General features: G+C 66.3%; 23 protein-coding genes, 1 other RNA gene and 1 pseudogene. 6 read left to right on the top strand and 19 right to left on the bottom strand.

The window, feature by feature from the left end; genetic code table 11:
• Positions 1 to 79 precede the first annotated feature (79 nt).
• The 5 genes from fkpB to murJ all read right to left on the bottom strand — a co-directional run bounded on the left by fkpB (position 80) and on the right by murJ (position 6,423).
• Positions 80 to 517, bottom strand: coding sequence for an FKBP-type peptidyl-prolyl cis-trans isomerase (fkpB, locus tag BM297_RS12615; RefSeq protein WP_092432037.1), 438 nt, complete (start codon positions 515 to 517; stop codon positions 80 to 82).
• A complete protein-coding gene (gene lspA / locus BM297_RS12620) occupies positions 510 to 1,019 on the bottom strand; it encodes a signal peptidase II (RefSeq protein ID WP_092432039.1) in 510 nt (169 codons plus the stop codon). The genes fkpB and lspA overlap by 8 nt, the downstream gene beginning before the upstream one ends.
• Positions 1,012 to 3,858, bottom strand: a complete 2,847-nt coding sequence (gene ileS, locus BM297_RS12625) for an isoleucine--tRNA ligase (protein ID WP_092432041.1) — start codon at positions 3,856 to 3,858, stop codon at positions 1,012 to 1,014. The genes lspA and ileS overlap by 8 nt, the downstream gene beginning before the upstream one ends.
• Positions 3,855 to 4,802 (bottom strand): bifunctional riboflavin kinase/FAD synthetase, encoded by a 948-nt coding sequence (gene ribF, locus BM297_RS12630; RefSeq protein WP_092432043.1) that lies wholly within the window; start codon positions 4,800 to 4,802, stop codon positions 3,855 to 3,857. Before ribF ends, ileS begins: the two co-directional genes overlap by 4 nt.
• Positions 4,803 to 4,875: 73 nt before the next feature.
• On the bottom strand, positions 4,876 to 6,423 hold the full coding sequence (murJ, locus tag BM297_RS12635; RefSeq protein ID WP_092432044.1) for a murein biosynthesis integral membrane protein MurJ: 1,548 nt from the start codon (positions 6,421 to 6,423) through the stop codon (positions 4,876 to 4,878).
• 160 nt (positions 6,424 to 6,583) lie between these two features.
• Between murJ and rpsT the strand changes: the two genes are divergently transcribed.
• Positions 6,584 to 6,853: a 30S ribosomal protein S20 gene (gene rpsT, locus BM297_RS12640; protein WP_090310567.1), complete on the top strand. Its 270-nt coding sequence runs from the start codon at positions 6,584 to 6,586 to the stop codon at positions 6,851 to 6,853.
• Between the two features lie 130 nt (positions 6,854 to 6,983).
• Here rpsT and BM297_RS12645 read toward each other — a convergent pair whose 3' ends face one another.
• Positions 6,984 to 8,192 (bottom strand): Bcr/CflA family multidrug efflux MFS transporter, encoded by a 1,209-nt coding sequence (locus tag BM297_RS12645; RefSeq protein WP_092432046.1) that lies wholly within the window; start codon positions 8,190 to 8,192, stop codon positions 6,984 to 6,986.
• A 327-nt stretch (positions 8,193 to 8,519) separates the two neighbouring features.
• Between BM297_RS12645 and BM297_RS12650 the strand changes: the two genes are divergently transcribed.
• A complete protein-coding gene (locus BM297_RS12650) occupies positions 8,520 to 8,711 on the top strand; it encodes a hypothetical protein (protein ID WP_092432049.1) in 192 nt (63 codons plus the stop codon).
• Positions 8,712 to 8,721: 10 nt separating this feature from the next.
• Here BM297_RS12650 and BM297_RS12655 read toward each other — a convergent pair whose 3' ends face one another.
• Positions 8,722 to 9,222 (bottom strand): LEA/WHy family protein, encoded by a 501-nt coding sequence (locus BM297_RS12655; protein WP_092432051.1) that lies wholly within the window; start codon positions 9,220 to 9,222, stop codon positions 8,722 to 8,724.
• 339 nt (positions 9,223 to 9,561) lie between these two features.
• On the opposite strand from BM297_RS12655, the gene BM297_RS12660 reads away from it, so the two are divergent.
• The gene (locus BM297_RS12660; protein WP_092432053.1) at positions 9,562 to 10,011 is read left to right on the top strand and encodes a bacteriohemerythrin; all 450 of its coding nucleotides are present in this window, start codon (positions 9,562 to 9,564) and stop codon (positions 10,009 to 10,011) included.
• Positions 10,012 to 10,239: 228 nt separating this feature from the next.
• Here BM297_RS12660 and ssrA read toward each other — a convergent pair.
• Positions 10,240 to 10,597: a transfer-messenger RNA gene (ssrA, locus tag BM297_RS12665) on the bottom strand.
• Between the two features lie 229 nt (positions 10,598 to 10,826).
• Here ssrA and ahpC point away from each other — a divergent pair.
• Together ahpC and ahpF are read left to right on the top strand one after the other, a co-directional pair.
• Positions 10,827 to 11,390 carry an alkyl hydroperoxide reductase subunit C gene (gene ahpC, locus BM297_RS12670; protein WP_092432055.1) on the top strand — a complete coding sequence of 188 codons (564 nt, stop codon included), beginning with the start codon at positions 10,827 to 10,829 and terminating at the stop codon, positions 11,388 to 11,390.
• A gap of 124 nt (positions 11,391 to 11,514) precedes the next feature.
• Positions 11,515 to 13,071 carry an alkyl hydroperoxide reductase subunit F gene (gene ahpF, locus BM297_RS12675; RefSeq protein WP_092432057.1) on the top strand — a complete coding sequence of 519 codons (1,557 nt, stop codon included), beginning with the start codon at positions 11,515 to 11,517 and terminating at the stop codon, positions 13,069 to 13,071.
• Between the two features lie 96 nt (positions 13,072 to 13,167).
• On the opposite strand, the gene BM297_RS12680 is transcribed toward ahpF, so the two are convergent.
• From BM297_RS12680 to BM297_RS12700, 5 genes are all read right to left on the bottom strand, one after another.
• Complete coding sequence (locus BM297_RS12680; RefSeq protein ID WP_092432059.1) at positions 13,168 to 13,407, bottom strand: DUF2789 domain-containing protein; 240 nt, start codon at positions 13,405 to 13,407, stop codon at positions 13,168 to 13,170.
• A gap of 140 nt (positions 13,408 to 13,547) precedes the next feature.
• The gene (locus tag BM297_RS12685; protein ID WP_092432060.1) at positions 13,548 to 13,985 is read right to left on the bottom strand and encodes a YqaA family protein; all 438 of its coding nucleotides are present in this window, start codon (positions 13,983 to 13,985) and stop codon (positions 13,548 to 13,550) included.
• A 42-nt stretch (positions 13,986 to 14,027) separates the two neighbouring features.
• Positions 14,028 to 14,501, bottom strand: a complete 474-nt coding sequence (locus BM297_RS12690) for a hypothetical protein (RefSeq protein WP_092432062.1) — start codon at positions 14,499 to 14,501, stop codon at positions 14,028 to 14,030.
• Between the two features lie 125 nt (positions 14,502 to 14,626).
• The gene (locus BM297_RS12695) at positions 14,627 to 15,901 is read right to left on the bottom strand and encodes an OmpP1/FadL family transporter (RefSeq protein ID WP_092432064.1); all 1,275 of its coding nucleotides are present in this window, start codon (positions 15,899 to 15,901) and stop codon (positions 14,627 to 14,629) included.
• Between the two features lie 141 nt (positions 15,902 to 16,042).
• On the bottom strand, positions 16,043 to 16,363 hold the full coding sequence (locus BM297_RS12700; protein WP_175526647.1) for an ArsR/SmtB family transcription factor: 321 nt from the start codon (positions 16,361 to 16,363) through the stop codon (positions 16,043 to 16,045).
• A gap of 192 nt (positions 16,364 to 16,555) precedes the next feature.
• Here BM297_RS12700 and BM297_RS12705 point away from each other — a divergent pair, with 192 nt between their 5' ends.
• Positions 16,556 to 16,816 (top strand): YebG family protein, encoded by a 261-nt coding sequence (locus BM297_RS12705; RefSeq protein ID WP_092432066.1) that lies wholly within the window; start codon positions 16,556 to 16,558, stop codon positions 16,814 to 16,816.
• Between the two features lie 18 nt (positions 16,817 to 16,834).
• On the opposite strand, the gene moaA is transcribed toward BM297_RS12705, so the two are convergent.
• The 6 genes and pseudogenes from moaA to BM297_RS12735 form a co-directional block, all read right to left on the bottom strand.
• On the bottom strand, positions 16,835 to 17,818 hold the full coding sequence (moaA, locus tag BM297_RS12710) for a GTP 3',8-cyclase MoaA (RefSeq protein ID WP_092432140.1): 984 nt from the start codon (positions 17,816 to 17,818) through the stop codon (positions 16,835 to 16,837).
• A gap of 236 nt (positions 17,819 to 18,054) precedes the next feature.
• Complete coding sequence (gene moaE, locus BM297_RS12715; RefSeq protein WP_092432068.1) at positions 18,055 to 18,504, bottom strand: molybdopterin synthase catalytic subunit MoaE; 450 nt, start codon at positions 18,502 to 18,504, stop codon at positions 18,055 to 18,057.
• A 1-nt stretch (position 18,505) separates the two neighbouring features.
• Complete coding sequence (locus BM297_RS12720; protein WP_092432070.1) at positions 18,506 to 18,754, bottom strand: MoaD/ThiS family protein; 249 nt, start codon at positions 18,752 to 18,754, stop codon at positions 18,506 to 18,508.
• Entirely contained in the window at positions 18,751 to 19,227 is a 477-nt protein-coding gene (gene moaC / locus BM297_RS12725; protein ID WP_092432142.1) for a cyclic pyranopterin monophosphate synthase MoaC, read from the bottom strand. The genes BM297_RS12720 and moaC overlap by 4 nt, the downstream gene beginning before the upstream one ends.
• A gap of 138 nt (positions 19,228 to 19,365) precedes the next feature.
• Positions 19,366 to 19,929: pseudogene (gene mobA, locus BM297_RS12730) on the bottom strand (molybdenum cofactor guanylyltransferase MobA); the annotation flags it as partial.
• 148 nt (positions 19,930 to 20,077) lie between these two features.
• Positions 20,078 to 21,190, bottom strand: coding sequence for a dihydrolipoamide acetyltransferase family protein (locus BM297_RS12735; protein WP_092432072.1), 1,113 nt, complete (start codon positions 21,188 to 21,190; stop codon positions 20,078 to 20,080).
• Positions 21,191 to 21,334 lie beyond the last annotated feature (144 nt).

A 21,334-nucleotide genomic window follows, 5' to 3' on the forward strand; every position in this document is an offset into this window, starting at 1 on the left:
GTTTCCAAGGAGGCACAGGCCAGGCCGACGGCCTGGTTGGCGGGTTACGGCCTGCGGCCTAACCCACCCTACAATGGGCTCAGGCGGGCTGTACGTCGATAATTTCCACGTCGAAGGTCAGGCGCTTGCCGGCCAGCGGGTGGTTGAAGTCGATGGTGACCTGCTCGGCGTCGAACTGCTTGACCACGCCCGGCAGCTCGGCCTTGGCGGCGTCGTTGAAGATCACCATCAGACCCTCGGACAGCTCCATGCCCTCGAACTGGCTGCGCGGCATGACCTGCACGTTCTGCGGGTTGGGCTGGCCGAAGCCGTGCTCCGGCTCGATGGCGATCGAGCGCTTGTCGCCGGCCTTGAGGCCGTAGAGCGCCTGTTCGAAGCCGGGCAGCAGGTTGCCGTCGCCGACCTTGAAGGTCGCCGGGCGCTTGTCGAAGGTGCTGTCGACCACGTCGCCCGACTCGAGCTTGATGGCGAAGTGCAGGGTTACCTGGCGCTCGGGGCCGATGCGCTGTTCAGTCATTGCGGTCTCCGCTTTTCTCGGATTTGAACATGTCCAGGGCCAACAGCACGGCGCCGACGCTGATGGCGCAGTCGGCGACGTTGAAGGCCGGGAAATACCAGCGCTGCTGCCAGTGGACCAGAATGAAGTCGATGACGTGGCCATAGGCCACGCGGTCGAACAAGTTGCCCAGCGCGCCACCCAGCACCAGCGCCAGGCCGAGGGCCAGCCAGCCCTGGCCGCGGCGCGGCAGGCGCTTGAGCCAGACCACCAGCACAGCGCTGACGCCGACGGCGATCAGGGCGAACAGCCAGCGCTGCCAGCCGCCGTGATCGGCGAGGAAGCTGAAGGCGGCGCCGGTGTTGTAGGCCAGGGTCCAGCTGAAGTAGTCGGGAATGACCACTATCTGCTGGTACATCTGCAGGCTGCTGTCAAAGTACAGCTTGCTGATCTGGTCGAGCACGAAGACGATCGCGCTCAACCACAGCCAGGGCAAGGCACTTGGGCGCCCGGCATCAGGCATGCTCGCGCACCTCGCCGGCACCGTGCACGTTGTCGATGCAGCGGCCGCAGATTTCCGGATGCTCGGCATGCTGACCGACGTCCGCGCGGAAGTGCCAGCAGCGCACGCACTTGCCGTGCGCCGACTTGACCACGCGCAGCTTGAGGCCCGGCAGCTCGCTGTCCACCGCCTCGGCCGGGGCATCGGCGAGCGGCGCCAGGCTGGCGTAGGAGGTGATCAGCACAAAGCGCAGCTCGTCGCCCAGCTTGGCCAGCCGGCTGGCCAGCGCGTCCTCGGCGTACAGGGTGACCTCGGCCTGCAGGCCGCCGCCGATGGTCTTGGCGTTGCGCTGGTTCTCCAGCTCCTTGTTGACCGCGACCTTGACCGCCATGGCCTCGGCCCAGAACTCGCGGCCCAGCTCGGCGTCGGCGTCCAGTTCGAACAGGCCGTCGTACCAGGTGGTGAGGAACACCGACTCGCTGCGCTCGCCCGGTAGGTACTGCCAGATCTCCTCGGCGGTGAAGGCGAGGATCGGCGCGATCCAGCGCACCAGCGCCTCGGCGATGTGGAACAGCGCGGTCTGGCAGGAGCGGCGCGCCTGGCTGTCGGCCGCGGTGGTGTACTGGCGGTCCTTGATGATGTCGAGGTAGAAGCCGCCCAGCTCCTGCACGCAGAAGTTGTGCACCTTCTGGTAGACGTTCCAGAAGCGGTACTGGTCGTAGGCCTCGGTCAGCTCGGTCTGCAGGCGCGCGGCGGCGTCCACCGCCCAGCGGTCGAGGGCCAGCATCTGCTGCGGTTCGAGCAGGTCGGTGGCCGGGTTGAAGCCGCTGAGGTTGGAGAGCAGGAAGCGCATGGTGTTGCGGATGCGCCGGTAGGCATCGGCGCTGCGCTGGAGGATCTGCTTGGACACCGCCATTTCGCCGGAGTAGTCGGTGGCCGAGACCCACAGGCGCAGGATGTCGGCGCCCATGCTGTCGGTGACTTCCTGCGGGGCGATGACGTTGCCCAGCGACTTGGACATCTTGCGGCCGTTCTCGTCGACCACGAAGCCATGGGTCAGCAGGCCGCGGTACGGCGCGTGGCCGTCGATCGCGGCGCCGGTCAGCAGCGAGCTGTGGAACCAACCGCGGTGCTGGTCGGAGCCTTCCAGATAGAGGTCGGCGCGCGGGCCCTGGTCGTGGCCCATCGGGTGCGAGCCGCGCATCACGTGCCAGTGGGTGGTGCCGGAGTCGAACCAGACGTCGAGGGTGTCGCTGATCTTGTCGTAGTCGGCGGCCTCGTCACCGAGCAGCTCGGCGGCGTCCAGCTTGAACCAGGCCTCGATGCCTTGCTGCTCGACGCGCTGGGCAACCTGCTCCATCAGCTCGACGGTGCGCGGGTGCAGCTCGCCGCTTTCCTTGTGCAGGAAGAACGGGATCGGCACGCCCCAGTTGCGCTGGCGCGAGATGCACCAGTCGGGACGGTTGGCGATCATCGCATGCAGGCGCGGCTTGCCCCAGCCGGGATAGAACTCGGTCTGCTCGATGGCGTCCAGCGCGCGCTCGCGCAGGGTGGCGCCCTGCTCCGGCTGCTTGCCGGACGCGGCCCGGTCCATACCGACGAACCACTGCGCGGTGGCGCGGTAGATCAGCGGGGTCTTGTGCCGCCAGCAGTGCATGTAGCTGTGGCTGATGCCCTCGTGCTTGAGCAGCGCGCCGACTTCGCGCAGCTTGTCGACGACCTGCGGGTTGGCCTTCCAGATGAACTGGCCGCCGAAGAACGGCAGGTCCTTGACGTAGACGCCGTTGCTCTGCACCGGGTTGAGGATGTCGTCATTGTGCATGCCGTACTGCTTGCAGGTCCGGAAGTCGTCCTCGCCGTAGGCCGGCGCGGAGTGGACGATGCCGGTGCCGGCGCCCAGCTCGACGTACTCGGCCAGGTAGACCGGCGAGAAACGCTCGTAGAACGGGTGGCGGAAACGGATGTTTTCCAGCGCGGCACCCTGGGTGCTGGCGATCGCCTCGCCTTCCAGGCCGTAGCGCGCCAGGCAGCTCTCGACCAGCTCGGCGGCCAGCAGCAGCAGCTTGTCACCGACGTCGACCAGCGCGTACTCGAATTCGGGATGGACGTTGAGCGCCTGGTTGGCGGGGATGGTCCACGGCGTGGTGGTCCAGATCACCGCGTAGGCGGTCTTCTCCAGGCGGGTGAGGCCGAAGGCCTCGGCCAGCTGGGCGCTGTCCTCGATGGCGAAGGCCACGTCGATGGCGTCGGACTTCTTGTCCTGGTACTCGACCTCGGCCTCGGCCAGCGCCGAGCCGCAGTCGAAGCACCAGTTGACCGGTTTGAGCCCCTTGAACACGAAGCCGCCCTTGACCATCTCGGCCAGGGCGCGGATCTCGCCGGCCTCGTTGGCGAAGTTCATGGTCTTGTACGGGTTGCTCCAGTCGCCGAGCACGCCGAGGCGGATGAAGTCGGCCTTCTGGCCCTCGATCTGCTCGGCGGCGTAGCTGCGGCACAGTTCGCGGGTCTTGTCCGCCGGCAGGTTCTTGCCGTGGGTGACCTCGACCTTGTGCTCGATCGGCAGACCGTGGCAGTCCCAGCCCGGCACATAGGGGGCATCGAAGCCAGCCAGGGTGCGCGAGCGGACGATGATGTCCTTGAGAACCTTGTTGACCGCGTGGCCGATGTGGATGTTGCCGTTGGCGTAGGGCGGGCCGTCGTGGAGGACAAACTTCGGCCGCTCGGCGCCGAGCTGGCGCAGCTTGCCGTACAGATCGATGCTGTCCCAGTGTTTGAGCATTTCCGGCTCGCGCTGCGGCAGCCCGGCCTTCATCGGGAATGCCGTGTCCGGCAGGTTCAGGGTCGCTTTGTAGTCGGTCATTTCAGGTTCTCTAACGGTTGACCCTGCCAGTGGGCACGGGCGGCGGCGATGTCCGCGTCGATCGCCGACTTCAGTGCCTCCAGGGAGGCGAAACGCTGCTCGTCGCGCAGCTTTTGGTGGAACTGCACCACCAGGCGGCGACCGTAGAGGTCACCGACAAAATCCAGCAAATGCACCTCGAGGTGGGCGCGGCCGTCGCCCGCCACGCTCGGCCGCGTGCCGATGTTGGCCACCCCGGGCCAGCGCCGGCCGTCCACCTCGGTGCTGACCAGGTAGACACCATTGAGCGCCGCGCGCAGCCGGTTGAGGCGCAGGTTGGCGGTCGGCGCACCCAGCTGGCGACCGAGCTTCTGGCCATGCAGCACCCGGCCGCTGATGCAGTAGGGGCGGCCGAGCAGGCGTTCAGCCATGGCGAAATCGCCGGCGGCCAGCACCTCGCGCACCCGCGTGCTGCTGATGCGCTCGCCGTCCAGCTCGATGGTGCTGGCCGACTCGACGGTGAAGCCCTCGCGCGCACCGGCCTCGACCAGCAGGTCGAAGTCGCCGGCGCGGTCGCAGCCGAAGCGGAAGTCGTCACCCACCTCCAGATGCTTGACGCCGAGGCCCTCGACCAGGATCTGGTGGACGAACTGCTCGGCGGACAGCTCGCGCAGGCGGCGGTTGAAGGTCAGGCACAGCACCTGGTCGACACCCGCCTCGCGCAGCAGCTCGAGCTTCTCGCGCAGGCTGCTGATGCGCGGCGGCGCCTTGTCCGGAGCGAAGAACTCACGCGGCTGCGGCTCGAAAATCACCACGCAGCTGGGCAACCCGGCCTCTGCGGCGCGCTCGCGCAGACGCGCCAGAACGCCCTGGTGGCCAAGGTGCACGCCGTCGAAGTTGCCGATGGTGGCAACGCAGCTCCGCTGGCAGCAGCGCAGATTATGAAGACCTCGGACCAGTTGCATAGGGCGCATCTTGTTCACAAAGTGGTCGATTATACCCATGCGCGGACGTCAGGCGTAGGCCCTGTTTCCCCGCTCAATGACGCAGGTGACGCAGGCGCAGGCCCAGCAGCAGCATCGCCGCGACGTAGACGGCGATACCGCCGCCGACCAGCAGACTCAGCTCCCCGGCGCGACGCTGCCAGCCCCAGGCGAACCACTCGGCGGCCGGGGCATTCAACCACCACACCAACGCCACCATAGCCGCACAGCCGGCCAGCAGGCGCAGGATGAACAGCCCCCAGCCGGGGGCCGGACGGTACACGCCGGTCTTGGTCAACCCCCAGAGCAGCAGGCCGGTATTGAGCATCGACGCCAGCGAGGTCGCCAGGGCCAGACCGACATGCTGCAGCGGCCAGATCAGGATCAGGTTGAGCACCATGTTGGCCACCATGCACTGCACGGCGATGCGCACCGGCGTCTTCAGGTCCTGTCGGGAGAAGAATCCCGGCGCCAGCACCTTGATCAGCATGAAGGTCAGCACGCCCAGCGAATAGGCCTCCAGCGCATTGGCCGCCTGCACCACGTCGCGCTCGGTCATCTTGCCGTAGTGGAACAGGCTGGCGATCAGCGGCTCGGAGAGGATCGCCAAGGCCAGCGCCGCCGGCACGCCGACCAGCAGGACCATGCGCAGCGCCCAGTCGATGGTCGCCGAGAAGGCCTTGGGGTCGCCGCCGGCATGCTGGCGCGACAGGCTGGGCAGGATCACCGTACCGATGGCGATGCCGAAGGCGCCCAGCGGCAGCTCCGACAGACGATCGGCGTAGTACAGCCAGGACACGCTGCCGGTCTGCAGGAAGGAGGCCAGCACGGTATCCAGCAGCAGGTTGATCTGGCTGACCGACACGCCGAACAGCGCCGGCAGCATCAGCGTCATGATCCGCTTGACCCCCTCGTCCCGGCGATTGGGCCGCGGAATCGGCAACAGCTGGATGCGCACGAGGAACGGCAACTGGAACAGCAGCTGGGCCATGCCGGCGATGAACACCCCCCAGGCCAGCGCCATGATCGGCTGATCGAAGTACGGGGTGAGCAGCACCGCCGAGCCGATCATGCAGACGTTGAGCAGGACCGGGGTGAAGGCCGGCACGGCGAAGCGCCCATAGCTGTTGAGGATGCCGCCGCAGAAGGCGGTCAGCGAGATCAGCAGCAGGTAGGGGAAGGTGATGCGCAGCAGATCGCCCGCCAGGGCCAGCTTGGCCGGATCGTCACGAAAGCCCGGCGCGAACAGCATGATCAGGTAGGGCGAGCCGACCACCCCCAGCGCGGTGATCGCGGTAAGGGTCAGCCCGAGGGTGCCGGCGACCCGGTCGACCAGCTGCTTGACCTCAGCCAGGCTGCGCTGCGCGCGATACTCGGAGAGCACCGGGACGAAGGCCTGGGCGAAGGCACCCTCGGCAAACAGGCGGCGCATGAAGTTGGGAATCTTGAAGGCAATGAAGAACGCATCGGCCGCCGGACTGGAGCCGAAGTAGGCCGCTACCACCATGTCGCGCACCATGCCGAGCACCCGCGAGAGCAGGGTCATCACACTGACCACGGCACTGGAACGCAACAGACCGCTTTTGGCCGACTCACCGGACATGCTTTAATCCCCACCCTGCAAAGGTCGGCGAGTTTAAGCCAGTGCCAGCCCGTCCGACCAGCAATCGACGGCCGCCTTTGGCGCTTGACAACTCAGTCAAGCGTCGGCATGATTCGCGGCCTTATTATTTGGTATCCCCCAGTATTCGAGGAGCTCGACGGTGGCAAACTCCCCCTCCGCCAAAAAACGTGCCAGACAGGCTGAGAAGCGCCGCAGCCACAACGCCAGCCTGCGCTCGATGGTGCGTACCTACATCAAGAACGTGGTCAAGGCTATCGACGCTAAAGACCTGGCCAAGGCTCAAGTCGCCTACACCGCTGCTGTACCGGTGATCGACCGCCTGGCTGACAAAGGCATCATCCACAAGAACAAAGCTGCTCGCCACAAGAGCCGCCTGAACGGCCACATCAAGGCCCTCGCTCAGGCTTAAGCTTTAGTTCCGACAAGAAACCGGCTGCGGCCGGTTTTTTGTTGCCTGCAAGAAAGTGCCCAAGAAAGTGCCACTGCAAAACCCGCCAGCGGCCAGCGCGCCCCGAGGCGGCACGCGCCGACGCCCTCCGCTAGCGCGCGCCCTCCTCCAGCACCCCGGGATTGGCGATATCCGGCCGGTACTGCGCCGTGCGCCAGGCCACCAGCAGCGCACCACTGGCGCACACCAGCATCACCAGCGCCATCGGCCGCGCCGTACCATCGTGCAGCACCCCGACCAGCGACGCCGCCAGCGCGGCAATGGCGAACTGCAGGCTGCCGAGCAGCGCCGATGCACTGCCGGCATGCGCGCCCTGCCCGGCCATCGCACAGGCCGAAGCGTTCGGCAGCACCATGCCGAGGGTGGCAATGCAGCAGAACAGCGGCACCAGCAGCGGCCACAGCGCCGCCGGCTGCCACAGCGCCACGCCGAACAGCGCCAGCGCACAGAGCAGGTAGAACGCCACCCCGCGCGGCACCCAGAAGCCCGGCCCGCGCCGGCGCAGCAGGCGCGAATTGAACTGGGCGACCAGCACGAAACCGGCGGCATTGCTGCCGAACAACCAGCCGTACTGCTGCGCCGGAACCCCGTAGAGATCGATGAACACGAACGGCGAGCCGGCGATGTAGGCGAACATCGCCGCCATCGCCAGACCGCCGGTCAGCGCGTGACCGACGAACGCCCGATCGGCCAGCAGCCGCCGATACTGCCCCAGCGCCCCGCTCAGCGGTGCCGGCGGCGCATCCTGCGGCCGCGTCTCCGGCAGCCAGAGCACCACCAGCAGCAGACAGAGCGCCGCGAACAACCCCAGGCAGACGAAGATCGCCTGCCAGCCGGACAGCGCCAGCAGCGCCCCGCCCGCCGCCGGGGCGAGAATCGGCGCCAACCCCATCACCAGCATCAGCTGGGAGAACACCTTCGCCGAGTTGACCGGGTTGCACAGATCGCGCACCACCGCACGCGCCACCACCATGCCGGCGCAGCCACCCAGGGCCTGGACGAAACGCGCACCGACCAGCCAGTCAAGGCTCGGCGCCAGCGCACAGGCAAACGAAGCCAGGGCGAACAGGGTCACCCCGAACAACAGCGGCGGACGACGGCCGAAGCGGTCGGCCAGCGGCCCATAGAGCAGCTGGCCGATGGCCAAGCCGATGAAATAGGCCGCCAGGCTGTACTGCACATGCTCGACGTCGGTGGCAAAGGCCTGCGCCAGCGCCGGAAAACTCGGCAGGTAGAAATCGATCGCCAGCGGCGCGAACGCCGTCAAGGCACCAAGGATCAACAAGAGACGTAACGGCATCGAAACTCCGGGGCAGGGGCAGCGCAACACCGACGGGCGCATAGCATGGCCGCCAGTTTTAGATACATTCGAGTATGTTTGTAAATGGTCCGCGATGACAATGCCCGCCCCGGCCATCATCGCCACGCGCCTCACCACCGAGTGACACCTTCGCAGCTGATCCCCCGCCGCGCGACCGGCCAGCACCCAACTCTGCCCGCCGCGCTGGAAGCCCGAGCGACAGCGCCGCAGCCACCCACCGACAAACGGCACGCTTATTGCTGTCACGTTCGCACGACTGTAACTCGCACACGGTAAATAGCTGCCATGGATTCACGGAGCAGTGTCATGTCTACCCTCACCGAACTGGCCGCCCAGATTGCCGAGCTGTACCCGCTCAAGGACAAGACCGCCGGCAAGCGCTATCGCATCGTCAACCAGCTTGCCGGCCTGACCGAGCTGGAAGAGGTCAGTGGCCAGCCGCGCTACATCGCGACCCACACCCTCAAGGACGAGCGGCTCTGGGACAGGGCCGGCTGAGCCTGCGCCCTCAGCGGCGGGCCTTGCCGACCGCCGAGAGATCGAGCGTGCCCGCATCACTGAAGCGTCGTCCACCCAACAGCCCACCACCGAACTTGCCACGCAGCACGTAGGGCAGGCTGTCCAGCCGGGCGTTCTCGGCCAGCCCCAGCGCCTGACGCACGGCGGCAAACGCCGAGATGCTCACCGGCACCACCAGCAGCGTCTCGCCAAAGCGCGGCACACTGCCACTCTGGGCACTCACCCCACGCGCCAGCGAGCGGTCATTGACCTTCAGTTCCAGAGCGATGCCGTCGTAATCGATCGGCGTCGTGTTGGGATTCTGCAGCCGCAGCTTCACCGCAAAGCGCATCTCCAGGCCCTCGCCCGGCAAGGGCTCGATGCCGACCACCTGAATGTTGAGAGGGTCACGGACACCGAGCGCCGCACAGGCGCTCAGGCTCAGCACCAACAGCGCCGCCAGCAGGAAGCGGACGGCACGGACAACAGGCGGAGCAACAAGACTGGACATAAGGCGACTCTCGCGAAGGGATGACAGGGACCCGCCCCGACAAGTATCCGCCTGCCAGCCCGATCCTGCCTGTGCGCCTGCACTCATCGCCATCACCAACAACCCACCCGCCACCGCACTCGCCGTCAAAGCCGATACCGCAAGACACAACGACCGCACCAAAACAGCGCACCATCCGCCAAGAAGTTACCCACAACCCAGCCATTCCCGCCGCATCATCCGCGCGGGCACGCACAGTAATGGCACGGTAAAACCACAGAAATAATGTGGCATTAGACTTGCTTTGTAATGGATAGCGGACCCAACCCGTAACACTCAAGCACTCAGCGAGGAAGAGCCATGGCAATTGCGATCAGCTGGACTGCCGACTTTGAAACCGGCATCGACATCATCGATGAACAGCACAAGCGCATCTTCGAGTATCTGAAGGAGATCGATCAGGCCATCTCCCGCAAATCCGTCGAGCAGATCGAACACGTCATCAAGTCGCTGATCGACTATGCGATCTCCCACAACACCTTCGAAGAAAGCCTGATGGAAAAGGCCGGCTACCCGATGCTAGACGCCCACCACGAGGTGCACGAGCGCTTCAAGGAGCGCGCCGACTCCTATCGCGTGCGCTTCGGCAGCGGCGAGGATCCAATCCGCCTGGCCCGCGAAGTGCGCAGCGACATCGGCCTGTGGCTGACCAACCACATCAAGCGCGACGACAAGCACTACGTCAATTACGTCAAGAGAAGCCTCGAGGGCGGCTTCGTGGCGCGGATGCTGGGCAAGTTCTTTGGCTGAGAGCACCAGCCACACCGGGAGGAGCGCCCCAAGCCAGCCCAGGGCGCAATGGACCGGCGCCGCCCGGACAACAGGAAGGGAGCGTGGCGGCCGAGCATCAGGGGCGGGCCAGGCTGCTGGCCGGGTAGCGGCCAAGCCCCCATGCACAGGACTCGGCGGCACACCCTCCACAAAACGACAGCCCCAGACAGCACAAAGCCCCGGAGTTCGGGGCTTTGTGTCAGGTTTTGGTGGAGCCGGGGGGATTTGAACCCCCGTCCGCCAGCTCTCCGCTATCGGTTCTACATGCGTAGCCATCTCTATTGAGTTAACTCCTCGCGGCCCGAGTGGCAGGGCGCTTGGAGCGAGCTGCATAAGTTTTAGCCGTTACGTCTGCAGCGAACTTGGCGGCGATCCTGTTCTATATGACTGACCAAATCTTCGGGTTTACAGGCATCCCCTAGGGTCAGCTAGCGGCCCTTAGGCGGCTAGAGCGTAGTTGTCGTCGTTGGCAACTATAAGTTTGTAACAGCGGATTTACGAGATCTGTTACCAACTCGGCATGCCCCTCAAGTTTTGTTACCGGCGTCGAATCCTGATCGGCCCCTGGGTACTTCTGCTTGCAAGGTTGGAGTGGAGTGTACGGCAAAGGTTCCCTACGGCCAAGTCTGTTGTAGAGTAGCCAGGCGCTTCCGCCCGGCGAGCGGACGGATGGCAGCGAAGCAGGTCATAGGCAAAAGCAATCCAATCGATTCGACCAATCAATTATGCCTAACCACCTACTCCACGTAGGATTCTCTTCGTCAACCAGCTTTCAACCCTGAAGGAGTCAGCGAATGTCCCTCATCAACACCCAAGTTCAACCGTTCAAGGTCAACGCTTTCCACAACGGCAAGTTCATCGAAGTCACCGAAGCCGACCTGAAGGGCAAGTGGTCCGTGCTGATCTTCATGCCGGCCGCCTTCACCTTCAACTGCCCGACCGAAATCGAAGACGCCGCCGAGAACTACGCCGAATTCCAGAAGGCCGGTGCCGAGGTGTACATCGTCACCACCGACACCCACTTCTCCCACAAGGTCTGGCACGAAACCTCCCCGGCCGTCGGCAAGGCCAAGTTCCCGCTGATCGGCGACCCGACCCACGTGCTGACCAACGCCTTCGGCGTGCACATTCCGGAAGAAGGCCTGGCCCTGCGCGGCACCTTCATCATCAACCCGGAAGGCGTGATCAAGACCCTGGAGATCCACTCCAACGAGATCGCCCGTGACGTCAGCGAGACCCTGCGCAAGCTGAAGGCCGCCCAGTACACCGCCGCCCACCCGGGCCAGGTCTGCCCGGCCAAGTGGAAGGAAGGCGCCGAGACCCTGACCCCGTCCCTGGACCTGGTCGGCAAGATCTAAGTCCACCAACCGTCAGGTTGCCGCGCCACGAGGGCTGTCACCCGGCTCTCGCGACGCCCGAATGCCCGGGTGCGATCCGCCCGGGCATTTTCATATCCGATTTTCGCAAAGGAATACCGTCACTATGCTGGACGCCAATCTGAAAACCCAGTTGAAGACATACCTCGAGAGGGTCACCCAGCCGTTCGAGATCGTCGCGTCCCTGGATGACGGCGCCAAATCCCAGGAAATGCTCGCCCTGCTGCAGGACATCGTCAGCCTGAGCGACAAGATCACCCTCAAGAGCGACGGCAACGACAGCCGCACGCCGTCGTTCAGTCTCAACCGTCCGAACGGCAACATCAGCCTGCGTTTCGCCGGCATCCCGATGGGCCACGAGTTCACCTCGCTGGTGCTGGCCCTGCTGCAGGTCGGCGGCCACCCGCCCAAACTCGAGGCCGAGCTGATCGAACAGATCAAGCAGCTCGACGGCGAATTCAACTTCGAAACCTATTTCTCGCAGTCCTGCCAGAACTGCCCGGACGTGGTGCAGGCGCTCAACCTGATGGCGGTGCTCAACCCCAACGTGCGCCACGTCGCCATCGACGGCGCACTGTTCCAGGATGAAGTCGAGCGGCGGCAGATCATGTCGGTGCCGAGTATCTACCTCAACGGCGAGCTGTTCGGTCAGGGCCGCATGGGCGAAGCCGAGATCCTCGCCAAGCTGGACACCAACAGTGGCAGCCGCGACGCCGAGAAGCTCAACGCCAGGACCGCCTTCGACGTGCTGGTGGTCGGCGGTGGCCCGGCCGGCGCAGCAGCGGCGATCTACGCCGCGCGCAAGGGCATCCGCACCGGCGTTGCCGCCGAGCGTTTCGGCGGCCAGGTGCTGGACACCATGGCCATCGAAAACTTCATCTCCGTACCGGAGACCGAAGGCCCGAAACTGGCCCGCGCGCTGGAAGAGCACGTGCGCCAGTACGAGGTCGACATCATCAACCTGCAGCGCGCCAGCAAGCTGATCCCGGCCGCCTCCGACGACGGCCTGCATACCGTGCAGTTCGACAACGGTGGCGAACTGCAGGCGAAGACGGTGATCCTCGCCACCGGCGCGCGCTGGCGCGAGATGAACGTGCCGGGCGAGCAGCAGTACCGCGGCCGTGGCGTGGCCTACTGCCCGCACTGCGACGGCCCGCTGTTCAAGGGCAAGCGGGTGGCGGTGATCGGCGGCGGCAACTCCGGCGTCGAGGCGGCCATCGACCTGGCCGGCATCGTCGCCCACGTCACCCTGCTGGAATTCGGCGAGCAGCTGCGCGCCGACGCGGTGCTGCAGAACAAGCTGCGCAGCCTGGCCAACGTGACCATCATCACCATGGCGCACACCACCGAGGTCAAGGGTGACGGACAGAAGGTCGCCGGCCTGGTCTACAAGGACCGCCACACCGACGCAGTGCACGAGGTCGCGCTGGAAGGCATCTTCGTGCAGATCGGCCTGCTGCCCAACAGCGACTGGCTGAAGGGCAGCGTCGAGCTGTCGCGCTTCGGCGAGATCATCGTCGATGCTAAGGGCCAGACCAGCATCCCCGGGGTGTTTGCCGCCGGCGACGTGACCACGGTGCCGTACAAGCAGATCGTCATCGCTGTCGGCGAAGGCGCCAAGGCCTCGCTGAGCGCCTTCGACCACCTGATCCGCCAGGGCTAAGCGCCCTGCTCTGCCGAACGCCGTGCTGCTCCCGGAGCAGCGCGGCGTTTTCGTTTGCGCAGCGCGATTCTTGGCGCATCAGCGACACGGCGAGAGTCAGTGACGAGCGCGCAGCGCCGCATTGAGGTTGTCGACCACCTCGGCCCAGTCGGCATCCTCGAGGATCTCCTCGCGCAGGAAAGCTGCCTGCGCCGGAGACCAGAACGGCGCATCGGCCAGCTGCACGTCATCGGCCAGCGGCGCATGGCGCTCGATGAAGCGGCGGATCGAGTCGTTGTCGTTGGGCAGACCGAGCTGCTCGAACAGATGATGAAAGGCGTGGACCGGCTGTTCCATGGAATCCTCCCGCAGTGGCTGCGGCACGGTTGAGAACAGCACAGAGTATTGCCCAGCATGGACGAGTCTGCCGAAGCCTGGCGGACAATTGCCGCCCAGTGGTGCGCCAGGTCGGCAAAGGTCCGGGCCCCGAACGGGGCTCAGGAAAAGCCCAGGGTCACCGCCGTCAACGCCGCATAGCGGGCACCCTTGGCCAGGGTGACGCAGAGCAGCACGATCCAGAACGACTCGCGCATCACCCCGGCGACCACGGTCAACGGATCGCCGACCACCGGCAGCCAGCTCAACAGCAGCGACCAGCGGCCATGGCGCTGGTACCAGTGCTGCGCACGCTGCAGATGCTGCTCGCGCACCGGGAACCAGCGCTTTTCGCGAAAGCGCTCGAGATACAACCCCAGCAGCCAATTGAGCAGCGAGCCGAGCACATTGCCGGCGGTCGCCACCGCCAGCAGGGTGGCCACCGGATGGCTCTCGGCCAGCAACAGACCGACCAGCAACGCCTCGGATTGCAGCGGCAGCAGGCTGGCCGCGCCAAAGGCGGCGAAGAACAAACCTATGTAGGCACCAAGATCGAACATGGACTGGGATTGCCTGCGAGAAGGTGCGGCGAAAGGGGCGTCTTACTCGGCGTCGTCCTCGCGGATCAGCGCATAGTCGAAACCATAGACATCGCTGAACCACACCGGGTTTCCCTCGGCCAGGCCGCCGTAGGTGATGCGCAGGGCCAGCAGGCTGGCGCCGTAACCCAGATCCTGCAGGCGCTGGGCAAACAGGTCGCGATAGAAGCTGCTGGCGTCCTCGTACGCCTCGCTGGCCCGCGCCTCGTCGTCGGGGAAACGGGCATCCAGCTCGGCATCGAAGCGGGCGAAGCGCTCGGCGAAGTCGTCGGAAGCATAGACGAACTCGTCTTCCTCGCCGCCGAAGACGAAAGCCAGATGTTCGCAGGGAGTTTCCAGATACTCGTCGTCCTGCTCGACGAACTGCTGCTGGCCGCAGATCGGGCAGTGCACCTTGGGCGGCTGCAAGCCGAACGGCTGCTCGATGGCGACGTAACCGACCTGACCGGCGTTGGCCGGAGAAGCATTGTCCTGCATGAAATCCTCGCTGAATCGCCCCGGAACGAAACGGGGCGACCAGATGGTCACCCCGCGGGTGGTGCGCAGTTTAAGGGTTTCACGCGCGGATGCGGGCGGAAAATTCCCGCCGCGCATCCGCTGGCTCAGAGCTTCCAGGCGTAGGCGATACCGACGCTGTCCTGCTGCATCTGCAGATCCACCTCGCCGCCGCCCAGTTGCGGGGCGATCGAGTTGCTGCCCTTGAGTTCCTCGCTGAAGGCATGGGCGTAGAACAGGCTGATCTCGTGGTTCGCTTCGGGCGCCCAAGTCGCGCCGAGGGTCAGGTGCTCGCGCACCACGCCCGGCGCCAGGGTGTTGAAGAAGGTCTCGCCCTTGTCCAGCGCCTGGTCGGCCCAGCTGTAGCCGCCGCGCAGGGTCAGCTGCGGAGTGAGCGCGTAGCTGGCACCCAGCTTGTAGACGCGGATGTCCTCCCAGCCGAAGTTGGGGCCGTCCTCGGAGCCGAGCGGATGACCGCTGAACAGCACGTCCACCGAGTTGGAAATCGCCTTCACGTCGCTGTAGTCGATCTGCTGCACGTCGGCGGCCAGGGTCAGCCGCTCGGTGGCGCGCCAGGCCAGGCCGATGCCGTAGTTTTCCGGAATGTCGAAGCTACCGTGGTCGGCGAACAGGCCTTCGTAGCGCTCGAACTTGCCGGTCTTGATCTTCGACGACCAGGCCACGCCGACGCTCAGGCTGTCGGTCAGCTGGCCGTTCCAGCCCAGGCGCAGGCCCCAGCCGTCGGAGTGGTCGTGGCCGTTGTTGCTGACCTTGCCCGGCGCCTCGGAAGTCATCGCGTTATCGAACGCGCTCAGGCCGCGCGCCTCGAAGCGCTGGTAGGCGTAGTTGAGGCCGACGCCGAAACTGTGCCGCTCGTTGAGGCGCCAGGCCAGCGACGGCGTGACGAACACCTGGATCAGGTCGACGCCGGCACCGCCCTGGCTGCCGTAGGCACCGAACGGGTTGCGCTGGTAGTCGGTGTTCATGCCGCCGTTGCCGTACACGGCCAGACCGAAGGCCAGGCGCTCGTCGAGCTGGCGGGTGTAGCCGAACTCGGGGATCAGGAAGGACTCGGTGTCGTTGCCATCGTACTTGCCATCGGCCGAGCCGGCGGGGCCGAGGTTGTTGCCGTGGATCTCCACGCTGCGATCGGGCTTGAACCAGGTCACGCCCAGATCGAGACGGTTGCCCACCAGGGCGGTGCCGGCCGGGTTGCTGGCGGCGGCCAGGGCATCCTGCGGCAGAGCGTAGCCGACCCCGGCCATGCCCAACGACTTGATGCCGTAACCGTGGGCGAAGTAACCATTGGTGGCGAAGGCCAGCGGGCTGACGGCGGCACTGCTGGCGAGCAGCGCGGCAAACAGCGGCTTGTTGAACGACATGCAGATTCCCCCAAAGACAGTCGGCTGCCCGCGGCAGACCGGAATGGGGACAATCTTAAACAAAATACATAATGTGCAATTATAATATTAGATTATGCTTTGATTCACTTTTGTTCTATGCGGCCGAGCTGCAGCTCGCCGTCAGGCCTGCGGACAGTAGAGCTGGTAGAGGGTGCCGAGCAGCACCAGCAGCTTCGGCTCGGCAATCGAATAGAACATGCGCTTGCCGTCGCGCCGCGTCTGCACCAGCCCCTCGTTGCGCAGCACCGCCAGCTGCTGCGACAGGCTCGGCTGACGCAGGCCGAGAATTTCCTCCAGCTCGCCCACCGAGCGCTCGCCCTGGCTGAGCTGACAAAGCAGCAGCAGGCGATCCGGATTGCCCAGCGTACGCAACACCCCCGCGGCCTCGGCGGCGGCGGCACGCATCAGCTGCATATCGAGTTCGGCTTGGGCTTCGTTCATGGTGCGCAGGTTCCTTGTATCGCGGGTCGTCTGGTGACGCAGCGTCACAGTATCGCCCGAACATCACGCCACGACCATGCCCGCCATCCGCAGCGGATCACTATCCAGATGCCCTGCGCCGGCCTATAATGCGCGCAATTACTGTATAAAAAACCAGTCAATCAAACATCATGCAGGCAGATGGGGTGGCACATGGCCGTCGAAGTGGTTTATCGCAGCAGCCGGGATGTGGAGCGTTTGTTCATGGATAAGGCCGAAGCAGATCGTCACGACCGCATGCTCGAACTGGCAGAAAAGCTGGCCGACGTGCTGCAACAGGCGGTGCCGGCGCTCGGCGAACATCAGGCAGAGGAACTGGGCATCTACATGGCCAGGCACCGCGACGTGTTCGCCAGGGCCTTCAAGAATCAGGCGGATGCGCTGGACGAACTGCGCAGTCCGGCTGCCGAGTAACGCTGCGCCCGACACGGCTCAGCCGCCGGTGGCGTTCATGAAGCGCAACACCTGCACCTCGCCGGACACCGCGAACTCGTGGCGCAGCGGCTTGTGCTGCAGCGCCGCCGCGATGGCCTCGACCAGCGGGCGATCCTCGGTCGGATGACGGCGCACCAGACCGCGCAGGTCCAGCGAGTTCTCGTGGCCGAGACACAGCAGCAGGCGCCCTTCGGCGGTCAGCCGCAGGCGGTTGCAGCTGCTGCAGAAGTTGTGCGAGTGGGGGGAAATGAAGCCGACGCGGGTATCGGGATGACCCTCCAGGCGCACGTAGCGCGCCGGGCCGCCGCTCTGCTCGGGGCTGTCGAACAGGTTGTAGCGCGTCGCCAGTAGCGCACGCACCTCGTCGCTGGAACAGAAGGCCTCGCCGCGATCCCGGCCGACCTGGCCGAGCGGCATCTCCTCGATGAAGCTGATGTCCAGGCCACGGGCCACGGCGAAATCCACCAGCGCCACCACCTCGTCGTCGTTGCGCCCCTTCATGATCACGCTGTTGAGCTTGATCCGCGCGAAGCCTGCCGTGCGCGCCGCCTCGATGCCGGCCAGCACCTGCTCGAGATCGCCGGTGCGGGTGATGGCGTGGAATTTGTCCGCATCCAGACTGTCGAGACTGATGTTGAGGCGCTTGACCCCGGCCTCGGCCAGCGGCACGGCCAGCTTGCCCAGCTGCGAGCCGTTGCTGGTCATCACCAGCTCGCGCAGCCCGGGCAGCGCGGCGATCTGCCGGCACAGGTCGACGATGCCGCGGCGCACCAGCGGCTCGCCGCCGGTCAGACGAATCTTCTTCACCCCCAGGCCGACGAACAGCCGGGCGATGCGCACGATCTCCTCGAAACCGAGCACCTGCTGGCGCGGCAGGAAGGTCATGTCCTCGGCCATGCAGTAGACACAGCGGAAGTCGCAGCGATCCGTCACCGACAGGCGCAGGTAGTCGATCTTGCGAGCATGGCCGTCCAGCAGCATGGCATCGTTCATCTCGGGGTCTCTCCTCGTGGCCGCACCGCACGCTCGGCTGGCATACCCAGCCGATGCAAGGACTGCACCAGCACTGCGATCGCCGGCGCGATGCCCGTCGCCCTTCAGTTAAGCACGTCCCCCGGGGGTTGGCCGAGCTGCACGCCGGCGCGAGAACGCACCAGATCGAGGCGCACCACGGTGCAGAGCGCCAGTAGCGCACCATCGCGAGGCATGAGTGCGTGTCAGTCCCAGCGCCGGGCTGCGCTCTGGTCGCTGTCGCGGCCATCGACCCAGCGTGAGCCTTCGGCCGTGTCCTCGCGCTTCCAGAACGGCGCGCGGGTCTTCAGGTAGTCCATGATGAAGTTGCAGGCGTCGAAGGCGGCCTGCCGATGGCTGCTGGCGGTGCCGACGAAGACGATCGGCTCGCCCGGCTGCAGATGACCGACGCGGTGGACGATCTCCACGCCGAGCAGCGGCCAGCGCTGGCCGGCCTGCTCGACGATGCCGGCCAGGGCCTTCTCGGTCATGCCCGGATAGTGCTCGAGGGTCATGCCGGCGACCTCCTGGCCGTCGTTGTAGTCGCGCACGTAACCGACGAAGCCGACCACCGCGCCGATGCCGGCGTTGGCGGCGTGCAGCGCCTCCAGCTCGACACCCGGCTGAAACGCCTCGACCTGCACCCGGATCGCCATGTCAGCCTCCGGTCACCGGCGGGAAGAAGGCCACCTCGTCGCCATCGGCCAGCGGCTCGGCGAGGCTGCACAGCTCCTGGTTGCGCGCACACATCAGGCCCTTCTCGGCCAGCACCTGCCAGGCCTCGCCGCGCGCCAGCAGCTGGCGACGCAGGGCGTCGAGGCTGTCCAGCTCGGCCGACCAGGCCAGGCGCTCGCCGTCGCTGTCCAGCGCCTCGCGGTAGCGGGCAAAAAAACGCACCTCGATCATGCCGGCTCCTCCGCACGGTAGTCGCCGCTCTTGCCGCCGCTCTTTTCCAGCAGGCGCACGCATTCGATGGTCATCCCCCGATCCACCGCCTTGCACATGTCGTAGAGGGTCAGCGCGGCGATGCTGGCGGCGGTCAGCGCCTCCATCTCCACGCCGGTCTGCCCGGCCAGCTTGCAGCGCGCGACGATGCGCACGGCGTCAACGCCCTCGGCCTCCAGCTCGACGCGGATGCCGGTGAGCAGCAGCGGATGGCACAGCGGAATCAGCTCGTGGGTCTTCTTCGCCGCCATGATCCCGGCCACCCGCGCCACGGCGAACACGTCGCCCTTGGGATGGCCGCCAGCGACGATCAGCGCCAGAGTATGCGGCTGCATGCGCACCAGAGCCTCGGCACTGGCTTCGCGGGCGGTGGCGGCCTTGTCGGTGACGTCGACCATGTTGGCGCGCCCCTGGGCGTCGAGATGGGTCAGCACGGCGGTTGTCTCGGATGAAACCGGAGGGGCAGACCTAGCAAGAGTCATGCCCGCCGCTGCCGACGTCCGCGAGGGGGACTCTTCGTTGGCCGCGCCCGGCATCGCGCCGGGCGGAGCGGCCGCCGTCAGCGCCTCGAGCGTATTCAGATTGGCCAGCCGCGGATCGTCCTGCGCGCAGCCCAGCACCTGGGCATCGGCGCCCAGCAGGAAACGCAGCGGGCTGCGCTCGCCGGCCTGCCAGACGCGCTCCAGCTCGCCCTGCAGGCTGCGCGGAATCATGCAGAACATCGGCTCCCACTGCGCACCGCGGCGCAGTAGCAGCGGCCGCTGCGGCTCGCTCACCGCCTGGTGACGCATGGCCGAGAGCAGATCGTCGTCGACCTGCGGCGCATCGCAGGGCAACACCAGCAGCCAGTCATGGCGCATCGCGGCGAGGCCGGCACGGATACCGGCCAGCGGACCGGGGAAGTCATCGCTTTCGTCGCTCACCAGACGGTCGGCCCACAGCGCGTAGCTCTCGGCGTTGCGATTGCAGGAGATGATCAGGTCGTCGGTCAGCGGCTGGACCCGCTCGCTCATCACCGAGATCAGCGGGCGGCCGGCGAACTCCACCAGCCCCTTGTCCACCCCACCCATGCGGCGCCCTCTCCCGCCGGCAAGCAGCAGCACGGAACAGGGTGGCAGTTCAGCGGCAGCAGACATGGCTATTCTCCAGGCGATAAGTCATTGCTGCGATGTTACACCGCCGCGCCAGCGCCGCCAGCCGACCTGTTCCGCAATATCACTATGCTGGCCTGACGCCCGGCTGTGGCACCCAGGCTGCGAGTTCATGCCCCCTGCGCCGCCCGGTTCAGCCCTCCGGCTGCTCCAGCGCCTCCACCAGCACCTTGAAGAAGCGCGCCGCCTCGCCGCCGGTGACCACGCGGTGATCGAAGGTCAGCGACAGCGGCATGATCGGATGCACCTCCACCCTGCCGTCGACCGCCACCGGCTCGTCGCGGATCTTGCCGGCGCCGATGATCGCCACCTGCGGCGGCACCACCACCGGGCTGGCGTAGCGGCCGAACAGGGTGCCGAAGTTGGACAGCGTGAGGGTCGCGCCCATCATGTCCTTGGGCGGGATCGAGCGCGCCTTGACCGCCTCGCGCATGCGCCGCATGCCTTCGCGCAGGTCCTCGGCGCTGCGCCCGCCGACGTTGTGCAGCACCGGCACGAACAGGCCGTCCGGAGTATCCACGGCAATACCGAGGTCGAGGTGATCATGCTGGCGGACGGCCATGGCCTTGCCATCGAACCAGACGTTGAGTCCCGGCTCGGCGCGGCAGGCCGCGGCGATGGCCTGGGCCAGGCGCACCAGCGGATCGCGCGCCGTCGGCCAGCGGCTGAGGTCGGCGTCCTCGGCCAGCATCACCGGCACCACCTCGGCGTGGGCGCGGGCCATGTTCAGCGCCATGCTGCGGCGCACGCCACGCAGGCGCTCGCCGCCGAAGCTGGTACGCACGCTTTCGGCGGCCGCCTCGACATCGGCGCGGGTGATCAGGCCGTCGCCACCCGAGCCGCTCAGGCCGGCCAGCTCCACGCCGAGCTGACGCGCCAGCTGGCGCACCGCCGGGGTGGCGCGCGGCGCCAGGTGCTCGCGGGTCGACGGCGCCGCGCCGACGAAGAAGCTGTCGCCCGCCCCGCCCTCGCCGGCCTCCAGCTTGCCGACCACTGTGCCGGTGTCCTCGCCCTCGCCCTCGTAGGCCAGCAGCGGCTCGCCGACGTGGAGGATGTCGCCCTCGGCGCCGTAGGTCTTCAGCACCACGCCGTCGTAGGGCGCCGGAATGTCGACGATGGCCTTGGCGGTTTCCACCGAGACCAGCAGCTGGTCGGCCTTGACGCTGTCGCCGGCCTTGACGTGCCACTCGACGATTTCCGCCTCCTGCAGGCCTTCGCCGAGGTCGGGCAGCTTGAAGTGTTTCATGGTTGTTCTCCTCTGCGGTGCGCCCTGCGCACCTGCAATCCGTGTGGGAGGCCCGACCTCGGGGCGATGCTCTTTGCGCCTGGCGGACCGCTGGCCCGCATCGCCGCGAGGTCGCGCCTCCCACAGAAGCCGCTCGGCATCACC

Origin of the sequence: Geopseudomonas sagittaria, assembly GCF_900115715.1 — a bacterium.
GTDB classification, from domain to species: Bacteria; Pseudomonadota; Gammaproteobacteria; order Pseudomonadales; family Pseudomonadaceae; genus Geopseudomonas; species Geopseudomonas sagittaria.